Raw genomic sequence first — 12300 nt, 5'->3', positions numbered from 1 at the left:
TTTTTAGAGAATAAAAACAAAATATAAACAAAGACCTTTAATTTGTTTCATTTTATCTTTAGTTTGTTCCTTATTTTTTAGGGATGAAAGCGTTATTCTAGTAGCATGAAGGAGATGATGAGATGTGAAGAAAAAGGGGTTTTGGAGGAATGTCTGGCAATACAAAGCATTGATATTGATGGCTTTGCCAGGTGTTGTCTGGTTTATCTTTTTTTTCTATATACCTGTATTCGCAAATGTGGTGGCGTTCAAAGATTTCCACATTTCACCAGACGGCTTTTTTGCCAGTTTGAAACAAAGCCCATGGGTCGGCTTTGATAACTTTAAATTTTTATTTGCATCCAATGATGCTTGGCTGATCACTAGAAATACCCTACTCTACAATATCGTATTTTTAGCATTCAACCTATTCTTTGCGATTGCCTTTGCCATTATTATGAGTGAGCTGCGCAATAAGCGCTTGGTAAAAGTGTATCACACGATGTCCCTGTTGCCGTACTTCCTTTCTTGGGTGGTTATTTCGTACTTTGTCTATGCCTTTTTGAGTCCAGACAAAGGGATCATCAACCAATGGATCACCGGTATGGGCGGTGAAGGAATCAACTGGTATGCTGATCCGAAATGGTGGCCGTTTATTTTCGTCTTTATGAATGTCTGGAAGAGCTTAGGCTACAACAGCATCATCTATTATGCGTCAGTGGTCGGGATCGATCAGACGTATTACGAAGCCGCGATGGTCGATGGCGCCAGCAAATGGCAGCAGATCAAAAATGTGACGTTGCCACAGCTGATTCCAATGATTTCTGTTTTGTTGATTTTGAACATCGGTGGGATCTTCCGTGCCGACTTCGGACTTTTCTATCAAGTCCCACGAAACTCTGGGGCATTGTACCAAGTCACCTCCGTTTTAGATACGTACATTTATAATGGACTGACTGCCACAGGCGACTTCGGGATGACCGCAGCTGCTGGCCTTTATCAATCAGTGGTTGGGGCATTACTATTACTAACAGCGAATTTGGTTGTTCGTAAACTAGAACCAGATTCAGCATTATTCTAAGGAGGATGGATAAATGAAGAAAAAAGTAACGAAAGTCGAGATCCGCTCCTTTAACCCAACGGTCAACCTGATTTTTAATATCGTGATCGGTCTGTTCGCGATTTCCTGTGTCTTGCCGTTTCTCTTTGTGATCGCGATCTCATTGACCAGTGAAACCTCTTTGGCAGAAAACGGCTATCGCTTTTGTCCACAAGAATTTTCGTTCGCAGCGTATACCTACCTGTTTAGCGGACAAATGAGCAGCAAAATTTTTCAAGCATTTGGCGTATCTATTTTTATCACTGTTTTTGGTACCTTCGTCAATGCAACGATGACTTCGCTATATGCCTATGTCATCTCTCGCTCAAATTTTCCATTCCGTCGTTTCTTTACGATCTTCGCTTTGATCACCATGTTGTTTGCGCCAGGGATGGTTGCCAATTACTTAGTGATGGTCAACTTGATCCAATTGAAAGACACGATTTGGGCATTGATTTTGCCCCTTGCCTTAGGGCCTTTTAATATCCTTGTTATGCGGACCTTCTTTAAAAAGACGGTACCAGATAGTATTATAGAATCTGCGCGCATCGACGGTGCCAGCGAAATGAAGATTTTTCTGTCCATCGTGTTGCCGTTAGCCGTTCCAGGGATCGCAACGATCAGTCTATTTGCCGCTCTTGGCTATTGGAATGACTGGTTCAATGCATTGTTGTATATTCAAAAAGACTCTTTAGTGCCGTTACAAGCACTTTTGATGCGGATTCAAAGCAACTTGGACTATCTAGCCAAAAGCTCTGGTATGGCTGCCCAGATCCAAGGTGGTTTGGCCGCTTTGCCAAGCGAAACTGCTCGCATGGCAATCGTTGTTGTTGCAACCTTACCGATTGCGATCACCTATCCATTCTTCCAACGGTATTTTGTCGGTGGTCTGACAATTGGTGGCGTCAAAGAATAATCAAATAAGTATAGGGAGGAAACAAAAATGAATTTGTGGAAAAAAACAGCTTTTGCTGGGATGGCCGCAGCGGCAACTTTGGGAATGGCTGCCTGTGGGTCGAACGGCGCAACATCCGACTCAGAAAACAATGCAGACGGCGTAACGACTTTATTGATGTATCAAGTTGGGGACAAGCCAGAAAACTTTGATCAATTAATGGAGATCGCCAATAAACGCATTGAAGAAAAAACCAACGCTCGCATCGATCTGCAGTATATCGGCTGGGGTGATTGGGATCAAAAAATGAGTACCATCATTTCATCGGGTGAAAACTACGATATTTCCTTTGCCTCAAACTATGTTGCGAATGCGCAAAAAGGCGCGTATGCAGATTTGACGGAGTTAGCACCAAAATATGCCAAAGAAGCGTATGATCAATTAGACGAATCTTATATCAAAGGCAATACGATCGACGGAAAATTATATGCCTTTCCAGTCAACGGCAATATTTATGCCCAACAAGTCTTGACCTTCAATAAAGAGTATTTAGATAAATATGATTTGGATATTAGCGGGATCGAATCTTATGCAGATGCCGAAGACGTGTTGAAGAAGTTTAAAGAAGAAGAACCAAACATCGCACCGTTTGCGATCGGACAAACCTTTAATGTTTCTGGAAACTATGATTATGTGATCGGGAAAGATTACCCATTTGCTGTTAAATTGGACGGCGATACAACGAAGATCATCAATCAATACGAAGATGATGAACAAATGGAAAACTTGAAATTGATGCACAAATGGTACAACGAAGGCTTGATCCCAACTGATGCAGCCACTAATACGACTGGTTACCCATTAGAAGGCAACACATGGTTCATGCGTGAAGAAACCCAAGGACCAATGGATTACGGCGATACGATCTTAAGCAATGCCGCAGGTCATGAATTGGTTTCACGTCCAATCACGAAACAATTAAAATCAACAGGCCAAGCGCAAATGGCAAACTTTGTCGTAGCGAATGTTTCGAAAAACAAAGAAAAAGCAGTGGAAGTGTTGGGCTTGTTGAACAGCGATCCTGAATTGTTGAATGGATTGGTTTGGGGTGTTGAAGGCGAAGCATGGGAAAAAATCGAGGGCGAAGACAACAAAATCCGTCTCCTTGATGGCTACTTGCCAAATACCCGCATGGCTGCTTGGAACACTGGGAACAACATGATCCTTTATACACAAGAATCCATCACAGACGATATGATCAAAGAGCGTGATGAAAATATTGCTAACGCTGAAGCATCACCAATCTTAGGGTTCAACTTCAAGACTGATAATGTGAAAACAGAAATCACGAATATCGCCAATGTCATGAACCGTTACAAAGCAAGTTTAGCAACGGGAACGATCGATCCAGAAGAAAATGTTCCGAAACTAAACGAAGAATTAAAAACTGCTGGCTGGGAGAAAGTCCGCGATGAAATGCAAAAACAATTTGATGAGTATCGTGCAAGCCAAGAATAAGCAACAGGCGCCGCTCACCAATCAATAGATCAAGTAAGCCGGAGGCTAAACGCATCAGGACCAATGGTTCCCACGTCTAGCTTCTGGCTGCTTTTTCTTTAAAGTAAGTAGCGGAATCTTTGATGGAAAAATAACGTTACTTTTGTTTTTTAACCTTCAAGCAGCAAGCATAGTGCCTCTAAAACGTACATAGCATTAAAAGATTCTCAGGTAGCTTGAGTAGGAAGCTAAAATCATGCTACATTTTCGATAGGGAACAAATAAGGGAGGAATTTTAAATGGAAGAAACAGCAAATAGTGGGTTGGTCAAGGGCTTTCGCTTGATTTGGGCGATCGTGAAGTTGAATTTGTTTTTCGTCGTATTGACATTGGCAGGTGGCGGAATCTTAGGGATCGGTCCAGCGTTTCATACCATTAGTACCTTGATCCACGAAGACGGTTTAAATTATGAGCAGCAAAGCTTTCGCAGCGCATGGCGCATTTGGCGCAGCGTCTTTGTCAAAGCCAATAAACAGTTTTATCTTTTCTTCCTACTGACAGGTTTCTTAGTGTATAACTTGTATTTAGCTACCCAGATCCAAGGCTTGATCTGGCTGATGATCTCTTTTGTTTTAGTTGTCGTCAGCGGATTGAGTATCTTACTGTACTTACTAAGTGTGGTTTTTGACACATCCTATGAGATTTCCTTGTGGAATAACCTGAAATTGTCCTTCGTGTGTCTGTTTCTTCATATGGCGACCTTTTTAAAATTGTTAGTGGGGATTGCCAGTATTTTCGCTTTTACTTGGATGATGAAAGGGCTCTTGCTCTTTGGAACCTTCAGTCTATTGATTTTGTGGTGCCACGTGGCGATCAGTCAGGAAAAAACCGTCATTGATCGGGACTTGGCACATGACTAAGCAGCGCTTTCGTTTGTTTAAACATGACTTTTTGATCAATCAGTTGATGCAGTTGTATAGCGTCCTTTTGGTGATCATCTCGATTATTATCATGCTGGTTCTGACGGCATATACTGGGGCAGACCGCTTCAATAGCAGCGAACGCCTCGTGGAAGCTACCAGTATGCAGCTGGATGCATACGTGCAGGATCAAAACGCGGTCGTTTCAACGGTATTAGGCGAATTTACCAGTTCGGATACTGCTTTTGAATCGCTGCGCAATTATTTACAGCTTTCATTGCCAGACTATTTTTCCTATAGTAATGATATTTTTCGCCAGACGGGACAAAGTGTGTATTTGCCAAACATCCTCTATCGCTTGATCCGTAATCATCCTAGTATCGAAGAGATCATTATTCAACTAGATGAAAGCAATGAGACACTAGTGGCAACCCCAGATACCCCTTATGGAGAAAAACGCAGCGGCAAGCAGATCGATTTGAAAAATCGTCTGTTTTTTGTTCGTTCGATCGCCCAACCAAGTAATTATGCGCAACCGTTAGGGCAAGTCTACGTGATTTTTCACTCAGACGATGTCTTAGCCAATCGACAAGAAGACAACCAAGCGCATGGTATTAACAGTTTTTTGTATACCTCCAATGGTCAGCGGCTATACAAGGATGCCGCGAACCTTAGCAAGCAGACCTTAGCGAAAATTGATCAGGCGGTGGCTCATGGAACTATTCACGACACTCTGTCGAAAGACTTTTATATCAAAAAACAAACGACCGTCAGCGGAGAGTTGTCACTGATCTTGTTGTCAAAAGGTGTGATCTGGCGGGATATTTTTTCTAGCGCCATTTGGATCTTTAGCTTTGGGATTGGGATTCTCTTATTAGTCCTATGGGTGCTCCATCGGACCTTCAAGCGCTATACCTCGCAAGTACAGCAGATCGTCTATGCGACGAAAGAAGTCAGTCAAGGGAATTTTGATAAGCGGATCGATACCGCCAATGTCCAACAAGAGCTGAAAGAAATCGCAGAAGCCATCAATCAAATGACTTACAGTATCAACGAGTATATCAAAGACATCTACACGTTAGAGATCAAGCAGCGAGACGCCGATATGCGGGCGCTGCAAGCACAGATCAATCCGCATTTTCTGTATAACACGTTAGAATACATTCGAATGTATGCCTTGAGTCGCAACCAAGAAGAGCTGGCGGATGTCGTCTATGCCTTTTCGGCACTGCTACGGAACAATACGACGCAAGAAAAGACGAAGACCTTAAAAGAAGAAATCGATTTTTGTGAAAAATATGTCTACTTGTTTCAGATGCGCTACCCAGATAAGATCGCCTATCATGTAACCATCGATTCGGCATTAGAACAGTTGGAATTGCCGAAGTTCACGCTGCAGCCGCTTGTCGAAAACTATTTTGTTCACGGCATCGATTATCAGCGCAATGATAATGCCATCAGTATCAAGGCTTATAAAGAAGTCGATCAGATCGTGATTGAGGTCAAAGACAACGGCAAAGGCGCAGATGCACAGCAGTTGGCGATGATCCAAGAAGAACTGCAAAATCAGGAGATCGGAGCCCAAACCTCGATCGGGATCAAAAATGTTCACGAACGGTTGCGGGGCATGTTCAACGGCGCCTATCAAATGGACGTTACGTCTCAGGCAGGTGCTGGGTTTACGGTCAAGATCCGCTTAGATGAGAAACGTTTGCAAAGGGGGCATGAGACAGATGTATAAAGCAATGTTCGTTGATGATGAATACATGATCTTGCAGGGGCTGCAAATGATCTTGCCTTGGCAAGAACTGGGCTTTGAAGTGGTGCATACAGCGAAAAGTGCTAGTGAAGCCCTCGAGTACTTGCAAGAGCATTCCGTTGATTTGCTGATCACGGATATTCGGATGCCAGAAATGAATGGCATCGATATGATCCGCCAAGCACAAGCGTTTGGGAATCGATTTTTCTCGATCATTCTATCAGGCTATCAGGAGTTTGCCTTTGTCAAACAAGGCATGGCGTTAGGTGTGCGTAATTATCTCGTCAAACCTGTTAACAAAGAAGAACTACGCAGCAGTGTACAAGCAATTGCAGCTGAGTTAGAGGAGCAGCAAAAACTGTTGGCAGAAAAAGAACTGTATCAAGAGTCAAGCCTGCTGCTTTGGTTGAATGATGAATTGAACGAAAGCGAGTACCTCCATTTGCTGGCGCAACAGCGGGTGCCACTAGCAGCACCCTTTACCGTTTTGCAGTTCAATGGGACTGCTGAGATCTTACAAAAAATCACGACGTTTTTTCAGCAACACGATCAGCCATTGATCTTACCAGGGCGATTAGATGAAAACCAAGTGATCATTACTGCTGCTGGACCAAGGCAGCAAATCAACGCTGATCTAAAAGCACTGGCACAGCAGCTCAATAGTACTGACTGGCAGTTGATTATGAGCGAGACCATCAACGAGTGGGAGAATTTGTATAAAGCCTATGAAAAAATCAAGCAGGTTCAGTCACTGCAAGCCTTCTACCCAGATCTGTTCTTACAAGAACAGACGATCCACGTGGATATTTTAGAGCGAAACGAAGAACTCCCGTTTCTGTCTTTTAACAAAGCACTGACCATTGGGGATGTCAAAACGATCCAACATGAGCTGGATAAAATGTTCGCTATTTTGGAACAAACCCAAGCAGACCCTGAGCATGTTCGCTATGTTTCGTTCTTGTTGTTCAATGATATTTATCGGCAGCTGCCAGTACTTTCCCACGAAAACCATGAACAGATTTTGGCACGGATTCGTGAGTCTAATACACTGGCAGATTTGCGGCAGCTCTTTGATGATGTGCTGGAGTTGGCGAAATCGCAGCCGCCGCAAAAACGCTATTCAGAGATCGTTCAAAAGACGATCCAGTTGATCGAAGAAGGCTATACCCATGATTTGACGGTCAAATCAGCGGCTGAAGAACTGCATGTCAGTGTCGTTTATTTGGGGCAGCTCTTTAAGAAAGAAACGGAAATGAGTTTTAATCAGTACGTCAATCTGGTGCGGATCAAGCAAGCCCAGCAGCTGCTGCTTCATTCGAAAGCCACGATCAGTGAGATCGGTGATCGTATTGGTTACAACAATACCAACTATTTTTCCAAAATGTTTAAGAAATTGAATGGTCTGACCCCCAAAGAGTTTCGCGATACCTATGAACAGCATTATGAATCCCTTGATTGAATTTAGATTTCTTCAAAAAAAATCTGGTTTTTGTGATTAAATGATAGTAATTGTGACGCTTTCACGGTAAACTAAGAGAGGAAAAATAAAGAAGAGAGCGTGATGTTGTGAAAGAAACCAAAAAATTTGCACAAGTTTTGATAGGTACCGGGCTGATTGCGTTGGCCATTTCCTTATTGATCACCGCCCATCAAGGATATGATACGATCAGTACGTTTTTACTAGGAATTTTGAATTTCGTCGATGTCCCTTTTTGGATTGCCAGTTTGTGTTTTAATATTATTGTTTTGTTGATCGTTGCAGTCTTTGATCGTGCTGAATTAGGCATTGGCAGTTTTATCAATGGGATTGGCTTAGGCCTGTTGATTGGGATCTTTGAACCAGTGATGGACAAAGTATCGATTCATTTGCCTTTTTATCCTTGGATCGCTATTTTCGCTGCACCGATCTTATTTGGGATCGGCGCTGGTATCTACGTTTCTTCCAACAAAGGATCAGCGGCGTTAGAAGCCTTGACTGCCTTGATCTACAAACGAAGCAAATTGACGCAAAAAACGATCCGTATCGGCTTGGATGCAGCCATGGTCTTGATCGGTTTTGCGTTAGGCGCCAGTGTTGGGTTAGGTACTCTCTTGTGTATCGTCTTTATTGGCCCAATCTTTGAAGCCACCATGAAAACCATCGCTGCTCGGAAGAAAAACGCCTAGCCTTGAAAATAAGTCGGAAAAAGCTGTCTGTGAGGACAGCTTTTTTGCTGCTTCCATTTAAGGGAATTATCTGAGGGAAGAAAAATCCTGATTTCCTTAAGATTCTCTGGGTAAAAAAAGTGTTTTCTCCATGGTTACTGTCTTATTGGACTTGGTATACTGATAAGACGAGTAAAGGAGAAGTGAAAATGAAAAGTTATCGTTCGACGATTGCGGCTTGCTTTGTAGGGTACATCGTTCAAGCCGTCATCAATAATTTTGCCCCCTTATTATTTTTGACCTTTCAAAGCCAATACCAGCTACCGATCAGCCAGATTACTTTGCTGGTTAGTTTTAACTTTTTGACCCAGTTAGCCGTCGATTTTGCAGCAATCTTTTTTGTAGACCGCATCGGCTATCGAGTGTCGATCGTAGCCGCGCATTTTTTTGCAGCGATCGGCTTGATTGGTCTAGCCGTTTTTCCCTTATGGTTTCCGACCCCGTTTAGCGGATTGTTAGCAGCGGTTTTGTTGTATGCCATTGGCGGTGGCTTGCTGGAAGTCTTAGTCAGTCCCATCGTTGAAGCCTGTCCAACGGAACATAAGGAAAAAACGATGAGCATGCTGCACTCGTTTTATTGCTGGGGGTACGTGGGGGTCGTTTTGTTCTCAACTGCGTTCTTCATGGTGTTCGGTATTCAACAGTGGCCGATTTTGGCGATCATCTGGGCGCTGATCCCGTTGGTCAATTTGTTTTTCTTTACCAAAGTCCCGTTGGCGCCAATCGTTGCCGAAGGAGAACGAGGGTTGACCACTCGGCAGCTCTTTTCCTTGAAAAGCTTTTGGCTGTTTCTGGTGATGATGGTCTGTGCTGGAGCCAGCGAACAAGCAGTCAGCCAATGGGCATCGACCTTTGCCGAACAGGGCTTAGGCGTTAGTAAGACGCTAGGCGATTTAGCAGGGCCAATGGTTTTTGCCTTGATGATGGGGATCTCCCGCTTGCTTTACGGCAAGTTTGAGGAACGCATCGATTTGAAACGCTTTATGTTTTTGAGTGTTTTGCTTTGCCTACTGGCGTATATGATGATCGGCTTTGCTTCATTGCCATTGATCGGGTTCCTTGGCTGTGGCTTAAGCGGTTTTGCCGTAGGGATCATGTGGCCAGGGGTCTTTAGTCTTTCTGCGCAATACATTCGCAACGGCGGAACGGCGCTATTTGCTTATTTGGCATTAGCAGGAGATTTAGGGTGTTCAATCGGACCCGCTGTCGTCGGCAGTATCGTCGAATGGACGGGACAACAGCTGCAGGTTGGGATTCTAGGGGCGATCGTTTTCCCGATCATCTTGCTGGCAGGAATTTATTTGGTTCAACAAATGCACAAAAAACGACAGCTTCCGTTGCTGGTTTTTCAAGAATCCACAAAAGAATAAAAAAATTTGGAGCAAATGCCGTCTTTTCATGGTATTTGCTTTTTGTTTTCTGAAATTCCTCTAGTCAAGATAGTTTCTATCCGCTATACTTTGACTTATTCATTTAAAAAGGAAGTGATGTTGTGAAAAGTCAATTGAAAAAAGAAATCAGTTTTTTTGGGGCATTATCGACAGTAATGGGAACGGTGATCGGCGCCGGCGTGTTTTTCAAAGCAGCGGCTGTGGTCCAGCAGACCCAATCCACCGGTTTGACCTTGTTGGTCTGGCTGCTTGCCGGCTTTCTAACGATTTGCGGCGGTTTGACGGTGGCGGAGTTAGCGACGGCGATTCCTGAGACTGGCGGACCCATTCGATATATTGAAAGAATTTATGGAAAATTACCCTCCTTTTTATTAGGCTGGGCACAAAGTATCATTTACTTTCCAGCGAACGTGGCGGCTTTAAGTATTATTTTTGCGACCCAGTGTTTGAACTTATTTCATCTACCCAGCAATTATTTGCTTCCTTTATCGATTTTGACCGGAACGAGTGTGACATTGATCAATCTTTTGGGAACAAAAGCCGCTGCTCAAGTCCAGTCCGTCACGTTAGCAGTCAAGCTGATTCCGATTGCGGTGATCATCGTGGCGGGCCTGTTGACACCAGGGCAAGTATCGGTCTCATTGGTGGATTTTTCTTCCAATACTCAAGGATCGCTTGCAGCTGGCATCAGTAGTGCCCTCTTAGCAACCCTTTTTGCTTATGACGGCTGGATGGGAGTCGGTAATGTCGCTGGGGAAATGAAGCGACCCGAAAAAGATTTACCAAAAGCCATCATCTTTGGGTTGAGTTTTGTTACCTTGGTGTATGTGTTGATCAATGTTGCCTTTTTAAAAACATTGCCGATCGATCAAATCGCTGGTAATTTGAACAGTGCTTCAGAAACTGCGATGGCCTTGTTTGGCAGCTTTGGCGGAAAACTGGTCACGATCGGTATCCTGATCTCTGTGTATGGCGCATTGAACGGCTATACAATGACTGGCTTGCGGGTCCCATATGCCATGGCGTTGGAAGATGAGATTCCTTTCAGCAAGACCTTTGCCACTTTAAGTAAAACCACCAATGCACCCTATGCGGCGGCTTTTTTACAATTAGGGATCGCGTGTATCATGATGCTTTTAGGCACCTTTGATCTCTTGACCGATATGCTGGTTTTTGTTATGTGGTTCTTTAGTGTATTATTATTTGTAGGAGTTTTTCGTTTGCGAAAAACAGAACCGCAGATGAAGCGTCCGTATAAAGTTCCCTTCTATCCAATCATTCCCTTGATTGCGATCTTAGGTGGCTGTTTTATCTTGATTATGACCTTGATCACTGACACGTGGTTAGCAGTCGTGGGAATTGGCGTGACGTTACTAGGAATTCCCGTTTTTTATGGAAAAGCAAAAGGAAAAGCGAGAGGAGCGAAAGAATGAAGATCGTTGTACTTGATGGCTATGCGTTGAATCCAGGAGATTTGTCTTGGCACGGGTTTGAAGAATTAGGAGAGGTGACGGTGTATGATCGTACCTCGTATACAGATAAACAAGAAATTATTGAGCGAATCGGCGATGCCGAAGCAATTTTGACAAATAAAACACCGATCACCGCAGATGTGCTCAAAGCATGTCCGCAATTGACCTACATTGGGGTCTTGGCAACTGGATACAATGTCGTTGATTTGGCAGCAGCGAAGGAACAGGGAATCACCGTGACCAATATTCCTAGCTACAGTACCAATGCAGTGGCACAAGCGACCTTTGCTTTGCTGCTGGAAGTGACGAATCAAGTGGGACACCATAATCGTTCCGTGCATCAGGGCGACTGGCAAACCAGCAAAGATTTTTCTTATTGGCAGACACCATTGATGGAATTGGCAGGCAAAACGATTGGGCTGATTGGATATGGTGCGATTGCTCAAGCAGTTGCCACGATCGCTCATGCGTTTCAGTTGAAGGTGATCTACTTTAATCATCGACCAAAACCAGCACAAGCAGATTGGGCAAAACAAGTTTCGCTGGCGGAATTGTATCAAGAAGCAGATATCATCAGCCTTCATGTTCCGCAGTTTCCTGAAACAGAAAAAATGATCGATCGCACAGCATTGGCACAAATGAAATCTTCTGCGATCCTGATCAATACCGCCCGTGGCGGCTTGATCAATGAAGGGGCAGTTGCTGAAGCGCTGCATACTGGGCAGATCGCAGCCTTGGCGGCAGATGTCGTTTCAAAAGAACCGATCGCAGCTGACAATCCCTTATTACAGGCGCCAAATTGCTATTTGACACCGCATATCGCTTGGGCACCCGTCGAAACGCGGCGTCGTTTGATGGGGATCGCTGTGGCGAACTTAAGCGGTTTTAAAGCAGGTACACCGCAAAATGTCGTGTAAGCAAAACGAGCAAATAAAAGGACTTTGACAAAGCAGGCGACTAGCAAAGCAGTTAGTCTCGCCGACACAGTAACCATTTCGACCAGTCATCCAGCCTCACAAGGTGATTGGTCGTAGGACTGGTGGTTTGTCTAAGTCTTTTTTTGCTGAAAATGAAAGGAGACGG

Annotated in this window: 10 protein-coding genes; all 10 read left to right on the top strand. The window is 43.9% G+C overall.

What is annotated here, in order from left to right; translation table 11 throughout:
- The first annotated feature begins 178 nt into the window (after nt 1–178).
- Nucleotides 179–1060 carry an ABC transporter permease gene (locus tag IAE45_RS10030; protein WP_086294872.1) on the top strand — a complete coding sequence of 294 codons (882 nt, stop codon included), beginning with the start codon at nt 179–181 and terminating at the stop codon, nt 1058–1060.
- Nucleotides 1061–1073: 13 nt separating this feature from the next.
- Nucleotides 1074–1994, top strand: a complete 921-nt coding sequence (locus tag IAE45_RS10025) for a carbohydrate ABC transporter permease (RefSeq protein ID WP_200126342.1) — start codon at nt 1074–1076, stop codon at nt 1992–1994.
- Nucleotides 1995–2021: 27 nt separating this feature from the next.
- Nucleotides 2022–3491: an ABC transporter substrate-binding protein gene (locus IAE45_RS10020; RefSeq protein WP_005225517.1), complete on the top strand. Its 1470-nt coding sequence runs from the start codon at nt 2022–2024 to the stop codon at nt 3489–3491.
- A gap of 278 nt (nt 3492–3769) precedes the next feature.
- Entirely contained in the window at nt 3770–4390 is a 621-nt protein-coding gene (locus IAE45_RS10015) for a DUF624 domain-containing protein (protein ID WP_115232105.1), read from the top strand.
- A complete protein-coding gene (locus tag IAE45_RS10010) occupies nt 4383–6131 on the top strand; it encodes a sensor histidine kinase (RefSeq protein ID WP_015509311.1) in 1749 nt (582 codons plus the stop codon). The genes IAE45_RS10015 and IAE45_RS10010 overlap by 8 nt, the downstream gene beginning before the upstream one ends.
- Complete coding sequence (locus IAE45_RS10005; protein ID WP_005225520.1) at nt 6124–7608, top strand: response regulator transcription factor; 1485 nt, start codon at nt 6124–6126, stop codon at nt 7606–7608. The genes IAE45_RS10010 and IAE45_RS10005 overlap by 8 nt, the downstream gene beginning before the upstream one ends.
- Nucleotides 7609–7715: 107 nt before the next feature.
- Nucleotides 7716–8315 carry a YczE/YyaS/YitT family protein gene (locus IAE45_RS10000; protein ID WP_005225521.1) on the top strand — a complete coding sequence of 200 codons (600 nt, stop codon included), beginning with the start codon at nt 7716–7718 and terminating at the stop codon, nt 8313–8315.
- A 188-nt stretch (nt 8316–8503) separates the two neighbouring features.
- A complete protein-coding gene (locus IAE45_RS09995) occupies nt 8504–9724 on the top strand; it encodes an MFS transporter (protein ID WP_200126340.1) in 1221 nt (406 codons plus the stop codon).
- Nucleotides 9725–9846: 122 nt separating this feature from the next.
- Entirely contained in the window at nt 9847–11178 is a 1332-nt protein-coding gene (locus IAE45_RS09990) for an APC family permease (protein WP_010747783.1), read from the top strand.
- Entirely contained in the window at nt 11175–12134 is a 960-nt protein-coding gene (locus tag IAE45_RS09985) for a D-2-hydroxyacid dehydrogenase (RefSeq protein ID WP_200126338.1), read from the top strand. The genes IAE45_RS09990 and IAE45_RS09985 overlap by 4 nt, the downstream gene beginning before the upstream one ends.
- Nucleotides 12135–12300 lie beyond the last annotated feature (166 nt).

The organism is Enterococcus sp. S53, from assembly GCF_016516865.1.
GTDB classification, from domain to species: Bacteria; Bacillota; Bacilli; order Lactobacillales; family Enterococcaceae; genus Enterococcus_D; species Enterococcus_D innesii.
Note: the sequence above shows the minus strand (reverse complement) of the source record. Positions and strands in the feature narration are given on the sequence as shown.